Source organism: Pseudomonas fluorescens (assembly GCF_000802965.1).
GTDB classification, from domain to species: Bacteria; Pseudomonadota; Gammaproteobacteria; order Pseudomonadales; family Pseudomonadaceae; genus Aquipseudomonas; species Aquipseudomonas fluorescens_A.
In genome coordinates this window covers 94,209-111,679 of record NZ_JSAK01000022.1, presented here as the reverse complement: position 1 = coordinate 111,679, position 17,471 = coordinate 94,209, and the positions used below count along the sequence as shown (strand labels likewise).

The 17,471-nt window shown below is 60.8% G+C and carries 14 protein-coding genes; 12 read left to right on the top strand and 2 right to left on the bottom strand.

Going from position 1 to position 17,471, the window contains the following annotated elements; all coding sequences use genetic code 11:
- Positions 1 to 57: 57 nt before the first annotated feature.
- Together NL64_RS19640 and NL64_RS19635 are read right to left on the bottom strand one after the other, a co-directional pair.
- Complete coding sequence (locus tag NL64_RS19640; RefSeq protein ID WP_034149723.1) at positions 58 to 615, bottom strand: NUDIX hydrolase; 558 nt, start codon at positions 613 to 615, stop codon at positions 58 to 60.
- 3 nt (positions 616 to 618) lie between these two features.
- Positions 619 to 1,686 (bottom strand): DUF2333 family protein, encoded by a 1,068-nt coding sequence (locus NL64_RS19635; protein ID WP_034149722.1) that lies wholly within the window; start codon positions 1,684 to 1,686, stop codon positions 619 to 621.
- Between the two features lie 520 nt (positions 1,687 to 2,206).
- On the opposite strand from NL64_RS19635, the gene NL64_RS19630 reads away from it, so the two are divergent.
- The 12 genes from NL64_RS19630 to purD all read left to right on the top strand — a co-directional run bounded on the left by NL64_RS19630 (position 2,207) and on the right by purD (position 17,374).
- Complete coding sequence (locus tag NL64_RS19630) at positions 2,207 to 3,877, top strand: response regulator (protein WP_034149721.1); 1,671 nt, start codon at positions 2,207 to 2,209, stop codon at positions 3,875 to 3,877.
- 51 nt (positions 3,878 to 3,928) lie between these two features.
- On the top strand, positions 3,929 to 5,875 hold the full coding sequence (locus tag NL64_RS19625) for a methyl-accepting chemotaxis protein (RefSeq protein ID WP_034149720.1): 1,947 nt from the start codon (positions 3,929 to 3,931) through the stop codon (positions 5,873 to 5,875).
- A 154-nt stretch (positions 5,876 to 6,029) separates the two neighbouring features.
- Entirely contained in the window at positions 6,030 to 7,772 is a 1,743-nt protein-coding gene (locus NL64_RS19620) for a protein-disulfide reductase DsbD (protein WP_034149719.1), read from the top strand.
- A 132-nt stretch (positions 7,773 to 7,904) separates the two neighbouring features.
- Positions 7,905 to 8,360: a type II 3-dehydroquinate dehydratase gene (gene aroQ / locus NL64_RS19615; protein WP_034149718.1), complete on the top strand. Its 456-nt coding sequence runs from the start codon at positions 7,905 to 7,907 to the stop codon at positions 8,358 to 8,360.
- Positions 8,361 to 8,384: 24 nt separating this feature from the next.
- Complete coding sequence (accB, locus tag NL64_RS19610) at positions 8,385 to 8,849, top strand: acetyl-CoA carboxylase biotin carboxyl carrier protein (protein ID WP_034149717.1); 465 nt, start codon at positions 8,385 to 8,387, stop codon at positions 8,847 to 8,849.
- Positions 8,850 to 8,866: 17 nt separating this feature from the next.
- Positions 8,867 to 10,225, top strand: a complete 1,359-nt coding sequence (gene accC / locus NL64_RS19605) for an acetyl-CoA carboxylase biotin carboxylase subunit (RefSeq protein WP_034149716.1) — start codon at positions 8,867 to 8,869, stop codon at positions 10,223 to 10,225.
- 328 nt (positions 10,226 to 10,553) lie between these two features.
- Positions 10,554 to 11,432 carry a 50S ribosomal protein L11 methyltransferase gene (gene prmA, locus NL64_RS19600; RefSeq protein WP_034149715.1) on the top strand — a complete coding sequence of 293 codons (879 nt, stop codon included), beginning with the start codon at positions 10,554 to 10,556 and terminating at the stop codon, positions 11,430 to 11,432.
- A 30-nt stretch (positions 11,433 to 11,462) separates the two neighbouring features.
- Positions 11,463 to 12,719: a DUF3426 domain-containing protein gene (locus tag NL64_RS19595; protein WP_034149714.1), complete on the top strand. Its 1,257-nt coding sequence runs from the start codon at positions 11,463 to 11,465 to the stop codon at positions 12,717 to 12,719.
- 185 nt (positions 12,720 to 12,904) lie between these two features.
- Positions 12,905 to 13,915, top strand: a complete 1,011-nt coding sequence (dusB, locus tag NL64_RS19590; RefSeq protein ID WP_034149713.1) for a tRNA dihydrouridine synthase DusB — start codon at positions 12,905 to 12,907, stop codon at positions 13,913 to 13,915.
- Positions 13,912 to 14,232, top strand: coding sequence for a DNA-binding transcriptional regulator Fis (gene fis, locus NL64_RS19585; RefSeq protein ID WP_015093301.1), 321 nt, complete (start codon positions 13,912 to 13,914; stop codon positions 14,230 to 14,232). The genes dusB and fis overlap by 4 nt, the downstream gene beginning before the upstream one ends.
- Before the next feature lie 81 nt (positions 14,233 to 14,313).
- On the top strand, positions 14,314 to 15,921 hold the full coding sequence (purH, locus tag NL64_RS19580) for a bifunctional phosphoribosylaminoimidazolecarboxamide formyltransferase/IMP cyclohydrolase (protein WP_034149712.1): 1,608 nt from the start codon (positions 14,314 to 14,316) through the stop codon (positions 15,919 to 15,921).
- Between the two features lie 157 nt (positions 15,922 to 16,078).
- Positions 16,079 to 17,374, top strand: coding sequence for a phosphoribosylamine--glycine ligase (gene purD, locus NL64_RS19575; protein ID WP_034149711.1), 1,296 nt, complete (start codon positions 16,079 to 16,081; stop codon positions 17,372 to 17,374).
- Positions 17,375 to 17,471: the final 97 nt, after the last annotated feature.

The window sequence follows — 17,471 nt, the reverse complement described above, 5'->3', positions numbered from 1 at the left end:
AAGGTCGCGCAGTGTAACGGCAAAAACGCCGATTGCTAAGAGCCAATCGGCGCCAATTTATAGCGCTTTTGCGACGTCTTCGCCCCGAGTCCGAAGATAGCGCTTCAACGCTGCCAGAGAGTCCGGGCAGTAAGGCTTTTCCTCGATTTCCCGAAGCACTTCATCGATCGGTATAAAACGCGCTTCCAGCACCTCCTCCGGCTGCAGGATCAATGGACCGTCCCACACCGCCGAAAACGCCGAACACCAAAGCCGATTGCCCGTGTCCTCAAAGAAAAAGTGATCATGTACGGCCAACTCCACGCCGCTCACGCCCAGCTCCTCTTCCAGCTCCCGGGCCGCCGACTCGGCGTAGGTTTCGGTGGCGAGCACCATGCCGCCCGCCGCCACGTCCCAATACCCCGGATAAATAGCCTTGCTCAGGGTGCGCCGGTGCACGCACAGCTCACCAGCAGAGTTGAACAACATAATGTAGGTACCGCGCCCGATCAGCCCGCGCTCCCGCAGGTCGGAACGGACCAGGGCGCCGAGCAGGTTGTCCTGCTCGTCGACCCAGGCGATCTGTTCGGCATCCGAGGCCGCCCGGTGGGCAGCCTCTTTGGCGCTATCGACCATGACTCAGCCCTGATTCAGCAGTTGACGCAGGTCGATCACCGCGGCGTTGGCCCGGGAGATGTAGTTGGCCATGACCAGCGAGTGGTTGGCCAGCACGCCGAAACCGCTGCCATTGAGGATCATCGGGCTCCATACCGCTTCCTGCGACGCTTCCAGTTCACGAATGATCTGGCGCACGCTGACCGTAGCGTTCTTCTTGGCCAGCACATCGGCGAAGTCCACTTCGATGGCGCGCAGCAGGTGGGACAAGGCCCAGGCCTGGCCGCGCGCTTCGTAAAACACGTTGTCGATCTGCATCCATGGGGTTTCGACGATTTCTTCGTCAACCTGCGGCACCTGCCCCGGCGCCACGACTTCGGTTTTCAGTGCGGTGTTGAGCTTGACCCGGCCAACGCTGGCCGACAGTCGTTGCGACAGCGAACCGAGACGCGTCCCGACGTCACCCAGCCAGTTGTTCAGGTTGTCGGCGCGGGCATAGAACAGCGCGCTCTTCTGGTTCGGATCGGACAGACGGGTCTGATAGCGGGTCAGGGAGTTGATGCCTTCCTGGAATTCGGACTCGCTGGACGGCAGCACCCAGCTCTTGTTATCGAAGTTGAAGCGCGGTTCGGCCTTGGCCAGATCGGCGTCTTCGGTGGACTGGGATTGCGAGCGGGCGAAGTCTTTGCGCAGCGCACGGCTCAAATCGCGCACCTGCACCAGCACGCCATATTCCCAGCTCGGCATGTTGTCCATCCACAGACCTGGCGGCAAGCGGTCGTTGGAAATGTAGCCGCCCGGTTTGTTCAGCAGGGTACCGGCGACGGTCTTCAGGGTTTCCACCGTCGTGTAGCCGATCACCATTTGCTTGCCGTCCCGTTCGGCGGCCATTTGCGCATTCTGTTGCACCGGAAACAGCGACGGTTCGTCGCTCCAGTACCAACCCAGAGCAATCGTCACCAGCAGGTAGAAGCCAATCAGCGTGGCCAGCGCCCGGCTGAAAAACAGGCCGCCCAGATAACTGCGGGTAGCCGATTTCGGTTCAGCGGCACGTTCAGGCGCGCTACCGGCGCGGTTCTTCCAGTCCAGCATGGCGATATCCTTTCAATCACTTGAGTTCAACGGTTCGACCACAACCATACAACAACGTGCCTTTGCCCGGCACCCGCCGTTCCGTAGATACGGAAAATTACCACGCCAGCGGGCAAAAAAGGGGTTTCACGCATTAGGCGAGAACCATGGGATCTGTAGGAGCCGGCTCGCTGCGATGGTCGTAAACGATAGTGCAAATGGACGGGTTAAACGCAAAGCCCCCATCGCCAGCAAGCCGGCTCCTACAGATGTTGCGGTGCGGCATCAGGGAATCCCTTAGCCCTGAGCACCTGAAATTAACCTGCAACTGGCGAATCACCACACCGCTTTCGGCAAGCACCGTGAATGGGGATCTTCCCCCCCACACCCCGACTTTAAAGGCCAAACCAGACCAATCAGTCACAAACTGAATGCGCTCGCTTTGCAGATTATTGACGTACAGCTCTCATGTAACCGGAAAGAGGTGCTAGCATAGAGCCACCACTCGACCTCAGCGCGCCCCCTAACTAGTAGTCAGGATATGACCGAGCCAGAAGATCCCAGCCGCGAGCGCCTCAAGCACCACTTTGCCCAGCGGGTAATTCATCAGGCACGTCAGATACTTGAGATATGGCAGCGCCTGCAACGCAGTGAGTGGTCGACCACTGAGTTGGCGGAATTGAGCGAGGCCAACCTGCGCCTGCTGCGTTTCGCCGAACGATTCGAACAACCGGAACACGTGCAACTGGCCCACTACATCGGGCAGTCGCTGGAAGCTGTCGAGGCCAATCGTGGCCGCCTGAGCAGCGACCTGATCACTGACCTCAATCGCCTGATGCAGCGTCTGTCACGAACAGGCCTGAGGCATGGCGACCAGCTCGACCAGACCCTCCTTCCGCCCCTGCGCAAGCCGATCTACGTGATGCTGCAGGACCACGACCGTGGCGAGCGCCTGGCCAAACAACTGGAATTCTTCGGGCTCAGCGCCCAGTCTCTGGACAGCGTGGCCGCGTTTCGCTCCTCGATGATCGAACGCCTGCCCGCGGCCATCGTCATGGACGTCGACTTCAGCGGTCCCGGCGTCGGCCTGAAACTGGCCGCCGAAGCCCAGGAAGGCCTCGATCATCAATTGCCGCTGCTGTTTTTCAGCCTGCACGAAACCGACACCCCGACCCGACTCGCCGCCGTGCGCGCCGGCGGCCAGGAGTTCCTCACCGGAACCCTCGAAGCGTCGAGCCTGCTGGAGAAAATCGAAGTCCTGACCTGCGTCGCCCAGTACGAACCTTATAAAGTGCTGATCATCGACGACTCCCGCGCCCAGGCCTTGCACACTGAGCGCCTGCTTAATAGTGCGGGCATCGTCACGCGCACGTTGATCGAGCCGATCCAGGCCATGGCCGAGCTGGCGGATTTCCAGCCGGACCTGATCATCCTCGACATGTACATGCCAGCCTGCACCGGTACGGAACTGGCCAAGGTGATCCGGCACAACGACCGCTACGTCAGCGTGCCGATCATTTACCTGTCGGCCGAAGATGACCTGGACAAGCAGCTCGACGCCATGAGCGAGGGCGGCGACGACTTCCTGACCAAACCGATCAAGCCCCGGCACCTGATCACCACCGTGCGCAACCGCGCGGCGCGGGCGCGCAACCTGAAAGCGCGCATGGTCCGTGACAGCCTCACCGGCTTGTACAACCACACCCACATTCTGCAATTGCTCGAAGACTGCTCGTTCCGCGCCCGCCGCGAGAGCAAGCCACTGAGCTTTGCGATGCTCGACATCGACCACTTCAAACGGGTCAACGACAGCCACGGCCACCCCATGGGCGACCGGGTGATCAAGAGCCTGGCACTGTTTCTCAAGCAACGGTTACGCAAGACCGACTTCATTGGCCGATACGGCGGCGAAGAGTTCGCCATCGTCATGCCCGACACGGATCTCGAAGCGGCCTACGCCGTGCTGGATGAAATCCGTCAGCGTTTTGCCGAGATTCACTACCCTGCCCAGCCGCAGGATTTGTGGTGCACCTTCAGCGCCGGCGTGGTGGAAATGAGCGAAAACTCCGACAGCCTGTTAATGGCCAGTCAGGCAGACGAAGCGCTGTATCGGGCAAAAGATGCCGGGCGCAATCGGGTACAGGCCGAGCGAGCATCAAAGCAAAGTGCCACTTTTTCATCGCAAACGACCCATTCCGTCATAACGCTGTAATAGAAACGCAATAACTTCAGGCGCTTACCATTCTGCCGTTGGTAGACCGCAATGCGCCTTAAGCTGCTGACCAATCTCAACACCCTCCTTTTAGTCGCCGTGTGCGTGGCCCTTGGCGCGACACTTTGGTGGTCGCAAAAGGCCCTCGAACGCCCCTATTTATTAATGGAGCGTTACCTGGGCCTGTCCCAGCAGTTTCAAAATGAAGTGGCGCGCAACATCGGGGATTACCTCGCCAGCGGCGACGCCCTGCGCCTGAGCAGCGCCAGCCAAGGCATCGACAGCCTGCAAAAAGAACTCGGTGAACTGCCGCCGGCACTGGCCGAAACCTTGCGCCCGAGCCTGTCGAACCTCGACCAATTCAGTAAAACCGACCTGCTGGCTGCCGGCAAACTGGCAGGCGATCCGCAAGCCTTGTTGCTGCAAGCCGAACGGGAACTGGGCGCCAGTCTTGATCAACTCAGCCAATACGTCAGCGGCAACCCGGCGTACCTGACACCGTTGCTCGCCGCCGCCCAGCATCTGGGCAAACTGTCGCTGGCCCGGGACAAACTGGTCAGCAGCGGTCGCAGCGAACTGGCTGCCGATGTCGAGCGCGAAGTCGCTAACATCCGCACCCAAGCCGGACAGTTGGACGCCCTGCCGTTGCTCGGCGTGGTCGCCAGCAACGAATCGAACACCGATGACTTCGCCGCGATGATGGGCCTGGAGAACACCGAAAAGAACGTCGCCGAAGATGCCGGCGTCGGTCTCAAGCGAGAACTGAACAGCCTGCTCACCCGTTACCCGGCGGAACTGGCGCGCACTCGCGAGCAAATCCAGAAGCGTACCGATCTCAGCGCCGCGACTCACCTGAAAATCGCCGCTGTGCAGCAGGCTATCGCCGGCCTGGAACCGGTAGTGCGAGCCCAGCACGGCCAGATCCAGAGCGAAGTGCGGCTGATGCAGGGTGTGATGATCGGCCTGATTTTGCTGATCGCCTTGCTCATCGACACACTGCAACGTCGCCTGGCGCGGACGCTGACCAATCTGGCGCCGGCCCTCTCGACCTGGGCCGAAGGCGACTTCAGCCGGGACATTGAATTGGGCAAGACCAATCGTGAACTGCACGACATCCAGGCCTCGCTCAATCGCCTGCGGGCTTATCTGGTGGACTTGGTGGGGACCATTCGCCTCAATGCCGAACAGGTCGCCGGCAGCAGCCGAACCCTCGCTGATTTGAGCAACGACCTGCACAGCGGTGCCGAGCATCAGGCCGGCGACACCGCGCTGATCCGCGATTCCCTCGGTGAACTGGAAGCAACCATCCAGCAAGTCGCCGGCGACGCCAGCCAGGCCGCCGACGCCAGCCGCCATGCCGGGCTGGCAGTGGAGCATGGGCAAAAAGTCATCGGCCTGAGCCTCACCGGCCTGCATGCGCTGGTGGGGGAAGTCCAAGGCAATGCGCAGATGATCGAACACCTCGCCGAAGAGTCCGCCACCATCGGCGGCGTGTTGACCGTGATCCGTTCGATTGCCGATCAGACCAACTTGCTGGCCTTGAACGCCGCCATCGAAGCGGCCCGGGCCGGGGAAATGGGCCGTGGTTTTGCCGTGGTGGCCGAAGAAGTGCGCTCACTGGCGCAACGCACCGCCGGGGCCACCGCCGAGATCCAGACGTTGATCGCCGGCCTGCAAACCGCCGCACGGCAATCGGTCGAAGGCATGCGCGCGCAGGTCGAACATGCCGAAGCCACCGCCAATCAGGCGCAAGCGGCTGACGGTGCGCTGGATAAAATCGTCGGGGCGATCCAGACCATTTCCGACACGGCGGTGCGCATCGCCGATGTCACCGCCCAGCAGAGCGGTGCTGTCAGTGAGATCCGCGATCACAGTGAGCGGATTCACCAGCTGGGCGGGGATAACTTGCTGCGTATTGGTGAAGGGCGTGAGCAAGGGGAGAACCTTTTGGTCCTCGGCGGGCGCCTGCACACCGCCGTCCAGGCCTTCCGCGTCTAAACGCCGCCCCTGTAGGAGCTGCCGAAGGCTGCGATCTTTTGACTTTGATTTTAAAAGATCAAGATCAAAAGATCGCAGCCTTCGGCTGCTCCTGCAGGGGCGGCGTCAAGCACTGTCAGCTATCATGCCCGCATTATCGATACGCGAGATCGTCATGCGCCGTTTGCTTTGCCTGCTGCTTTTATTTCTCGCCCTGCCGGCCACCGCCGCCGGGTTGCTGGAGAGTCGCCCCAGTTCGACCCTGGGCTCGATCAACAACAGCGCCGACTTCCTGCCGGTGCGCGAAGCCTTTCAGTTGAGACTCGTAGAAAGCACGCCGCAATCGATCAAACTGCGCTTTGTCGCCACCGAAGGTTACTACCTCTACCGCCATCGCTTTCAGTTCCGCGCCGATCCAGCCGATGTCGCCCTCGGCACCGCGCAATTGCCTGACGGACAAAAAAAGCACGATGAATACTTCGGCGATGTCGAGGTCTATCACGGCATTCTCGACGTAGAACTGCCCCGCACCGATCAACGTCCGTTCACCCTGGCCGTGACCTATCAGGGCTGCGCCGACAAAGGCTTGTGCTATCCACCGGAAACCGAGCGCCTGAGCATCGATGGCGACGGCGCAACGACAAGCCATGATTGGGGCTGGCGTGAACTGGCGCTGTTTTTCCTCGCGGGCCTTGGCCTGACCTTTACCCCGTGCGTGCTGCCGATGTTGCCGATCCTTTCCGGTGTGGTGCTCCGCGGCCAGGTCGGTGGGTGGCGCGGATTCAATCTTTCTTTGGCCTATGTACTGCCGATGGCTATCTGCTTTGCATTGCTCGGCGCACTGATGGGGATGTTCGGCGCTCAGCTCAATCTGCAGGCGCGGCTGCAATCGGCCTGGGTGCTGGTGCCGTTCGCGATGTTTTTTGCGCTGTTTGCCTTGGCGATGTTCGGTGTTTTCGAACTCAAATTGCCGCAGGCGATCAGCAGTCGACTGGACCGCATTGCCGGGCGTACCGAAGGCGGTTCGCTGTGGGGCGCGGCGGTGCTGGGTGTGGTGTCGAGCCTGCTGGTTTCGCCTTGCGTCTCGGCACCGCTGGCCGGTGCGCTGCTGTATATCAGCGCCAGCGGCGATGCCTTGGGCGGCGGCTTGAAACTGTTCATGCTCGGCCTCGGCATGGGGGCGCCATTGTTGCTTGTCGCCACGGGCGGCGCTGCCTGGTTGCCGAAAAGCGGCCCGTGGCTGATCTACGTGAAAAACGCGATTGGCGTGTTGTTGCTGGGGCTGGCGATCGCGCTGCTCAGTCGAGTCATGCCAGGGCAGATCACTCTGTTGCTGATCGGCTTGCTGGCCGGCGGCGTCGGTTTGTTCCTCGGTGCGCTGGAATTCGTCTACAAACCGCCGAGAAAACGTCTCGGCCAGCTGCTCGGGATGTTCCTGCTGTTTTATGCGCTGGCCTGTTGGTACGGCGCATTCAGTGGCCAGACCGATCCGTTCAACCCGATCGGCCAGCCGCGCATCGTGGAAAGCAACGTACCAGCGCAAAACATCAGTGCCTGGCAAACCATCGACACCCCGGCAGACCTCGACCGCGTGCTCGCCGAAGCACGGGCGTCGGGCACCCCGCTGCTGCTCGACTGGTACGCCGACTGGTGCATCAGCTGCAAAGTCATCGAACGCGAAGTGCTCGACGATGCGATCGTCGTCGAACGCCTCAAGGGCTATCGGCTGGTCCGCTTCGACATCACCGCCAGCAACGCCGAACAACGCGCCCTGCTCGACCGCTACAAGCTGTTCGGTCCGCCAGCCTTGATGTTTTTTGGCAAGGACGGCGTCGAACGCGCTGATGTGCGGGTGATTGGCGAGATCAATGCCAAAGACTTCGCCGAACGTGTCGCCAAAGCGAATGACCGGATTTAATCAAGCGGTCACATATTTCGCGCAAACATCGGTAATCGTGCTGGCTATTGCAGAGAACTGGACAGTCACAAAGGCTTTGCGGCATAGTCGCCGGGTTCTGACAATTGCACACAGATAACAAAGGAACCGCCGATGGCGACGCTACTCGTTCTGCACGGACCCAACCTGAACCTGCTCGGCACCCGTGAACCGGGCACCTATGGCGCCACGACGCTGGCGCAGATCAACCAGGACCTGGAACGCCGCGCCCGCGAATCCGGCCACCATCTGCTGCACCTGCAAAGCAATGCCGAGTACGAACTGATCGACCGCATCCATGCCGCCCGTACCGAAGGCGTGGACTTCATTTTGATAAACCCGGCAGCTTTTACGCATACAAGTGTCGCATTACGTGACGCGCTGCTGGCGGTGAGCATCCCATTCATCGAAGTGCATTTGTCTAACGTGCACAAACGCGAACCTTTCCGCCATCACTCTTACTTCTCCGATGTAGCGGTGGGAGTGATCTGCGGCCTTGGCGCCAGCGGTTATCGACTGGCCCTGGAGGCCGCCCTGGAACAGCTTGAACAACAAGTTAACCGCCCCTGACCGACCCTTGGGAGTTGATGATTCATGGATATCCGTAAAGTTAAGAAACTGATCGAATTGCTGGAAGAGTCCGGCATCGACGAGCTCGAGATCAAGGAAGGCGAAGAGTCCGTACGCATCAGCCGCCATAGCAAGACCCCGGCTCAGCAGTACTACGCACCGGCTCCAATGCCTGCTCCGGCTGCCGCGCCTGTCGCTGCCGCCGCTCCGGCTGCCGCTGCCGCCCCTGCTGCTCCGGCCGCACCTGTGTTGAACGGCACCGTTGCCCGTTCGCCGATGGTCGGTACGTTCTATCGCAAATCTTCGCCAACCTCGCCGTCCTTCGTTGAAGTCGGCCAGACCGTGAAGAAAGGCGACACCCTGTGCATCGTTGAAGCCATGAAGATGATGAACCACATCGAAGCTGAAACCAGCGGTGTGATCGAATCCATCCTCGTCGAAGACGGCCAGCCGGTTGAGTACGACCAACCGCTGTTCACCATCGTTTGAACCGCGGAGAGCCTTTGATGACTGCGAAGTTGGAAAAAGTTCTGATCGCCAACCGCGGTGAGATCGCACTGCGGATTCTGCGCGCCTGCAAAGAGATGGGCATCAAGACCGTCGCCGTTTATTCCAAGGCTGACAAGGAACTGATGCACCTGGGCCTGGCAGACGAATCCGTCTGCATCGGTCCGGCATCGGCCGCCCACTCCTACCTGCACATCCCGGCCATCATCGCCGCGGCCGAAGTGACCGGCGCCACCGCCATTCACCCTGGCTACGGTTTCCTCGCGGAAAACGCCGACTTCGCCGAACAGGTCGAGAACTCCGGCTTCGCCTTCATCGGCCCGAAAGCTGAAACCATCCGCCTGATGGGCGACAAGGTTTCGGCCAAGCACGCCATGATCGCTGCCGGCGTACCGACCGTTCCGGGTTCCGACGGCCCGCTGCCGGAAGACGAAGAAACCGCTCTGCGCATTGGTCGCGAAGTCGGTTATCCGGTGATCATCAAAGCCGCTGGCGGCGGTGGTGGTCGCGGCATGCGCGTTGTGCATAAAGAAGAGGACCTGATTTCCTCGGCCAAACTGACCCGCTCCGAAGCAGGCGCGGCGTTCGGCAACCCGATGGTCTATCTGGAAAAATTCCTGACCAACCCGCGCCACGTGGAAGTTCAGGTTCTTTCCGACGGCCAGGGCCACGCCATCCATCTGGGCGACCGCGATTGCTCGCTGCAACGTCGTCACCAGAAAGTTCTCGAAGAGGCGCCGGCACCGGGCATCGACGAGAAGGCTCGCCAGGAAGTTTTCGCTCGCTGCGTCAAGGCGTGCATCGACATCGGTTACCGTGGCGCGGGCACTTTCGAGTTCCTGTACGAGAACGGTCGTTTCTACTTCATCGAGATGAACACTCGTGTCCAGGTAGAGCACCCGGTTTCGGAAATGGTCACCGGCATCGACATCGTCAAGGAGATGCTCAGCATCGCCGCCGGCAACAAGCTGTCGTTCACCCAGGATGACGTCGTTATCCGCGGTCACGCGCTGGAATGCCGGATCAACGCCGAAGACCCGAAAACCTTCATGCCGAGCCCGGGCACGGTCAAGCACTTCCACGCTCCAGGCGGCAACGGCGTTCGCGTCGACTCGCACCTGTACAGTGGTTATGCCGTTCCGCCGAACTACGATTCGTTGATCGGCAAGCTGATCACCTACGGCGCAACCCGTGACGAAGCCATGGCGCGCATGCGCAATGCGCTGGACGAGATCGTGGTCGACGGGATCAAGACCAACATCCCGCTGCACCGCGACCTGACCCGCGATGAAGGCTTCTGCAAAGGGGGCGTGAACATTCACTACCTCGAGCACAAGCTGGCTGGCGAGAAGCACTAAGCTTCGAACCTGCACCTGACAAAGCCGCCTTCGGGCGGCTTTGTTGTTTCTGGAAGCGGCTCAATGCAAAACCCTGTGGCGAGGGAGCTTGCTCCCGCTCGGTTGCGCAGCAACCGCCAGATTATCCCACCGTGCCGAATCAGACAGATCCAGCTCTGCCATTTTGGGACCGCTTCGCGCTCCAGCGGTAGCAAGCTCCCTCGCCACAGGTTATGCATTCGCTCCCGTGCATTGCCAACCCGGTCGTCATCTGCCGCTCTCTCGCGTAAACTTGCGCGCTTCTCGCAGCCCGCTAGGCTGCAATCAATATTTTTCAAAGGTGCCCGCCATGCCTTGGCTGCAAGTCCGTCTCGCCATCAGCCCAGAACAAGCCGAAACCTACGAAGACGCTTTCCTTGAAGTGGGCGCCGTGTCGGTGACCTTCATGGACGCCGAAGATCAGCCGATCTTCGAACCGGAACTCAACACCACGCCACTGTGGTCGCACACGCACCTGCTGGCCCTGTTCGAAGGTGGCACCGAACCCGGCCCGGTACTGGCGCACCTTGAGCTGTTGACCGGAAACCCGTTGCCCGAACACCACAGTGAAGTGATCGAAGACCAGGACTGGGAACGCAGCTGGATGGACGGCTTCCAGCCGATGCGTTTCGGCCAGCGCCTGTGGATCGTGCCGAGCTGGCACGCCGCGCCCGAGCCCGACGCCGTCAACCTGCTGTTGGACCCGGGATTGGCGTTCGGTACCGGCACCCACCCGACCACCGCACTGTGCCTGGAATGGCTCGACGGTCAGGACCTGAAAGACTGCAATGTGCTGGACTTCGGCTGCGGCTCGGGGATTCTGGCAATTGCCGCCCTGCTGCTGGGCGCCAAGGAAGCTGTCGGCACCGACATCGACGTGCAGGCGCTGGAAGCCTCCCGCGACAACGCCGGGCGCAATAATATCGCCGACGAGTCGTTCCCACTGTATCTGCCGGAAGATTTGCCGCAGGTTCAGGCCGATGTGCTGGTGGCCAATATCCTCGCTGGCCCGCTGGTGTCCCTGGCGCCGCAGTTGTCCGGCCTGGTCAAGTCCGGCGGGCGCCTGGCGCTGTCGGGCATCCTTGCCGAGCAAGGTGACGAAGTCGCCGCAGCCTACGCCAAGGACTTCGATCTGGATCCGATCGCCAATCGCGATGGCTGGGTGCGCATCACAGGCCGTCGGCGCTAGAATGGGCGCCTGCATAAACCGGATCGCCGCATGACCGACAGCTTCGTCACCCAGTGCCCGCATTGCCAAACCAGCTTCCGCGTCAGCCATGCTCAGTTGAGCGTGGCACGCGGGGTCGTTCGCTGTGGCTCATGCCTTCAGGTGTTCAATGCCGCCAAGCAGTTGCTTGAGCAGGCCGGCAAGGAGCCGGTCGCGCCAGCCCCTGCGGCCATCGTTGAAGTGCCGGAACCGGTAGAACCAAAGGCCATCAGTCAAAAACAATGGTCCGCCGCTGAACTGGACCTGGACACCCTGGACCTCGACGAAGAACTCGCCCGCCTTGAACAGCGGGAAATCCAGCCAACCACAGAGTTTGGCCGGCACCGCGAGGACACGCTCAGTGCCCGTCGCGACAGCGTCGAAACCGACGAAGAACCGTGGTCCGACAGCCTGTTCAGCGAATCGGCTGCCGATCGCGCGCAAACGGCCGAGGACCTCGACGCCCTCGATGCGCTCGACGACCCGCAACCGATTCCAGAGCCGAGCAAAAACTCCCGCACCGAACCGTCTCTGTCGTTGTCGCTGGAACCGATAGAACTGGACGACGAAGCACAGCCGCCACAATTGCGCCTGCACGACCCGCTCGATACCCCGCTTCCTAAAGAACGCCTGTCGGCAACAACCACCGATGAAATCGAAGAAGACCTGCCTTCGGTCGAGCCCTTGCGCAAACGCCGCGAACGCAGCGAACCCGGCGTTCGCGCCGACGTACTGCAAGACCTGACCGACGATCCGCTGCAGCTCGACTGGCAAAGACGCCGCTCGCCATGGGCGCGCCGGCTTTTCTGGCTGCTGCTGGTCCTGCTCGGTGCCGGCGCTCTGGCAGGTCAATACGTTGCCTACCACTTCGACGAACTGGCGCGGCAGGACCAATACCGCCCGTGGTTCCAACAGTTTTGCCCGCAAATCGGCTGCACCGTGCCCTCCAAGGTCGACATCGCAAAAATCAAAAGCAGCAACCTGGTGGTCCGCAGCCATCCAGAATTCAGCGGCGCGCTGGTGGTCGACGCGATCATCTACAACCGCGCGCCATTTTCCCAGCCGTTCCCGCTACTGGAACTGCGCTTTGCCGACCTCAATGGCCATCTGATTGCCAGCCGACGCTTCAAACCCGGCGAATACCTCAATGGCGACCTTGAAGGCATGGTGGAAATGCCGCCGCAGACGCCGATCCACATTGCCCTGGACATTCTCGACCCAGGCGCCAAAGCGGTGAACTACAGCCTGAGCTTCCACTCCCCCGAGTAAAACGGTTCTCTGATCCTCAGTTGACGACGGCTTTCTGACTTTGCCCCTTCAGACCAAACCGCTGGCGATAACAGAATAACTGTTCAGATTTTGTTCAATTCAGCCTTTATCCAGTCATCGAGAGCGGGTATCATGCCAACCCTTTTTCGAACTCTCATGATCCGGCCCCACAACAGGGAAGTCCTATGTCGGCGGTACGCATCGGTCCATACACATTACATAACGGCTTGATTCTCGCCCCAATGGCGGGTGTCACCGATCAACCCTTTCGTCAGCTGTGCAAGCGATTGGGCGCGGGACTAGTAGTCTCGGAAATGGTCACCAGTGACATGAGTTTGTGGAACACCCGCAAGTCGCGCATGCGCATGATCCACGAAGGTGATCCCGAGCCCCGCTCGGTACAGATCGCCGGTGGCGACGCGCAGATGCTGGCGGATGCAGCCCGGGCAAACGTTGAGTTGGGCGCGCAGATTATTGATATCAACATGGGCTGTCCGGCGAAGAAGGTCTGCAACAAGGCTGCCGGTTCCGCACTGTTAAAAGATGAAGCACTGGTCACCGAAATCCTGCAAGCCGTCGTGGCTGCGGTTGATGTGCCGGTGACCCTGAAGATCCGTACCGGCTGGGACCGGGACAACAAGAATGGCTTGACGGTGGCGAAGATCGCCGAGCAGGCAGGCATTACGGCGTTGGCGGTCCATGGCCGCACCCGTGCCGATCTGTACACCGGTGAAGCCGAGTACGACACCATCGCCGCGATCAAGCAGGCGGTGTCGATGCCGGTCTTCGCCAATGGCGACATCGATTCGCCAGAAAAGGCCCGATACGTGCTCGACGCGACCGGTGCCGACGGCCTGCTGGTTGGCCGGGCTGCCCAGGGGCGGCCATGGATTTTTCGCGAGATCGACCATTTCCTGCGTACCGGCGAGAAACTCCCGGCGCTGGACCTGATCGAGGTGGAACGCATCCTGCTAGAGCATCTGGCTGCGCTGCACGCCTTCTATGGAGACGTGATGGGCGTACGCATTGCTCGAAAGCATGTGGGCTGGTATCTCGCAACCTTGCCGGGCGCCAGGGAGTTTCGCGCCCACTTCAATCGTTTGGAAGATACGGAAGCACAATGCGCCAACGTTCGGGGCTTCTTTGCCGGGCGTTACAAGAGCCTGACAGGGGACGGAGAGTGGGTGGCCGCATGACGATGATGACCGAGACTTTAGTGAGTGGAACAACACCCGTGAGCGACAACGTAAATTTGAAACAGCACCTCAATACCCCGAGCGAAGAAGGTCAGACCCTTCGCGGGAGTGTCGAGAAAGCGCTGCACAATTATTTCGCCCACCTTGAGGGCGCGGCCGTCACGGATGTGTACAACCTGGTGCTCTCCGAAGTCGAGGCTCCCCTGCTCGAATGCGTGATGAACTACGTCAAGGGCAACCAGACCAAGGCCAGCGAGATGCTCGGACTGAACCGGGGCACGCTGCGCAAGAAACTCAAGCAGTACGATTTGCTGTAAGCATTCAATCAAACCAGAAAGGCGCCCGCGTAAAACCGGTCGCCTTTTTTGCTGACTCCTTTGCTTTTGATGGAAATTGAAATGACCGACCAGACTACCCGCCTGCCGATCCGCCGCGCCTTGATCAGCGTTTCCGACAAGACCGGGATCCTTGAATTCGCCAAAGAACTTGAAGCCCTGGGCGTCGAGATCCTCTCTACCGGCGGAACGTTCAAGCTGCTGCAGGACAACGGCGTTGCCGCAGTGGAAGTCGCGGATTACACCGGTTTTGCCGAAATGATGGACGGTCGGGTGAAAACCCTGCACCCGAAAATCCACGGCGGGATCCTCGGTCGTCGCGGTATCGACGACGCCATCATGAACGAGCACGGCATCAAGCCGATCGACCTGGTAGCGGTCAACCTGTACCCGTTCGAAGCCACCATCAACAAGCCAGGCTGCGACCTGCCGACCGCGATTGAAAACATCGACATCGGTGGCCCGACCATGGTTCGTTCGGCAGCCAAGAACCATAAAGATGTGGCCATCGTGGTCAACGCCAGCGATTACGCCAGCGTCCTCGAAAACCTGAAAGCCGGCGGCCTGACCTACGCTCAGCGATTCGACCTGATGCTCAAGGCCTTCGAACACACCGCTGCCTACGACGGCATGATCGCCAACTACATGGGCACCGTGAACCAGGCTGCCGACACACTGAGCACCGAAGGTCGCAGCGAATTCCCGCGCACTTTCAACAGCCAGTTCATCAAGGCCCAGGAAATGCGCTACGGCGAGAACCCGCACCAGAGCGCGGCGTTCTACGTGGAAGCCAAGCCTGCCGAAGTCGGCATCGCCACCGCGACCCAGCTGCAAGGCAAAGAGCTGTCCTACAACAACGTGGCTGACACCGACGCCGCGCTGGAATGCGTGAAGAGCTTCGTCAAACCGGCTTGCGTGATCGTCAAGCACGCCAACCCTTGCGGCGTGGCCGTCAGCCCGGACGCCGAAGGCGGTATCCGCAAGGCCTACGACCTGGCCTACGCCACCGACACCGAATCCGCGTTCGGAGGCATCATTGCCTTCAACCGCGAACTGGATGCTGAAACCGCAAAAGCCATCGTCGAGCGTCAGTTCGTCGAAGTGATCATCGCGCCGAGCGTCAGCGAAGAAGCCCGCGCCATCGTGGCCGCCAAAGCCAACGTACGCCTGCTGGCCTGCGGCGAGTGGTCGGCTGATCGCGCCGCTGCCTGGGACTACAAACGCGTCAACGGTGGCCTGCTGGTACAGAGCCGCGACATCGGCATGATCGGCGCCGATGACCTGAAAGTCGTGACCAAACGCGCTCCGACCGAACAGGAAATCAACGACCTGATCTTCGCCTGGAAAGTGGCCAAGTACGTCAAGTCCAACGCCATCGTCTACGCCAAAAACCGCCAGACCATCGGTGTCGGCGCCGGCCAGATGAGCCGCGTGAACTCGGCTCGTATCGCTGCGATCAAGGCTGAACATGCCGGCCTGCAGGTAGCCGGTTCGGTAATGGCCTCCGACGCGTTCTTCCCGTTCCGCGATGGCCTGGACAACGCGGCCAAGGTCGGCATCACTGCAGTGATCCAGCCAGGCGGTTCGATGCGTGATGCTGAAGTGATTGCTGCTGCCGACGAAGCCGGCATCGCCATGGTCTTCACCGGCATGCGCCACTTCCGTCACTGATTCAACTCGATCCAAATGTGGGAGCTGGCTTGCCAGCGATAGCATCCCCTCGGTCTAACTGATGAACCGAGTCGCCTGCATCGCTGGCAAGCCAGCTCCCACAGAAAAGCAGCTCCAACGCTGCCCACAGAATTTAGCGTCATCCGAGGTTTTTTAAATGAATGTTTTGATCATTGGCAGCGGTGGCCGTGAACACGCCCTGGCCTGGAAAGTGGCTCAGGATCCGCGCGTACAGAAAGTTTTCGTGGCTCCGGGCAATGCCGGCACTGCCATTGAAGCCAAGTGCGAGAACGTCGCCATCGACGTGCTGGCCCTTGAGCAGCTAGCAGACTTTGCCGAGAAAAACGTTTCCCTGACCATCGTCGGCCCGGAAGTGCCACTGGTCGCTGGCGTCGTTGACCTGTTCCGCTCCCGTGGCCTGGACTGCTTCGGTCCTACCGCTGGTGCTGCTCAGCTGGAAGGTTCGAAAGCCTTCACCAAGGATTTCCTGGCGCGCCACAAGATCCCGACCGCCGACTACCAGAACTTCACGGAGATCGAGCCAGCCCTGGCTTATCTGCGTGAAAAGGGTGCACCGATCGTGATCAAGGCCGATGGCCTGGCCGCCGGTAAAGGCGTGATCGTTGCCATGACCCTGGCCGAAGCCGAAGACGCCGTGCGTGACATGCTGGCAGGCAACGCTTTCGGCGACGCCGGTTCGCGCGTGGTCATCGAAGAGTTCCTGGACGGCGAAGAAGCCAGCTTCATCGTCATGGTCGACGGCAAGAACGTCTTGCCGATGGCCACCAGCCAGGACCACAAACGCGTCGGCGACGGCGACACCGGTCCGAACACGGGCGGCATGGGTGCCTACTCCCCGGCTCCGGTGGTCACCAGCGAAGTCCACCAGCGCGTGATGGATCTGGTGATCTGGCCGACCGTGCGCGGCATGGCCGAGGAAGGCAACGTTTACACGGGTTTCCTGTACGCCGGCCTGATGATCGACAAGGCTGGTAACCCAAAAGTTATCGAATTCAACTGCCGTTTCGGCGACCCTGAGACCCAACCAGTCATGCTGCGCTTGCAGTCGAGCCTGGTGCTGCTGGTCGAAGCGGCCCTGGCGCAGGCGCTGGACAAGGTCGAAGCGCAATGGGATCCCCGTCCGAGCGTCGGTATCGTGCTGGCGGCGGGCGGCTATCCTGGTGACTACGCCAAAGGCGCGGCCATCAATGGTCTGGATGCAGCCGCAGCACTGGAAGGCAAAGTCTTCCACGCTGGCACTGCGCTCCAGGACGGTCAAGTCGTGACGGCCGGTGGTCGGGTGCTGTGCGCCACTGCCATGGGCGCCAGCGTCGATGCGGCCCAACAGCAGGCTTACAAACTGGCGGCAAAGATTGATTGGGAAGGCTGTTTCTATCGCAAGGACATTGGCTACCGCGCCATTGCCCGCGAGCGTGGCGAAAATCAGGAATAAGTTTCCATTCGGCCGGGCAAGGGCTTCGGGCCCTTGCCTGACTATTCCGGCGCCGCGCATAGTTGTAATCTGGCATTAACCTACGAAGGGATTTCGC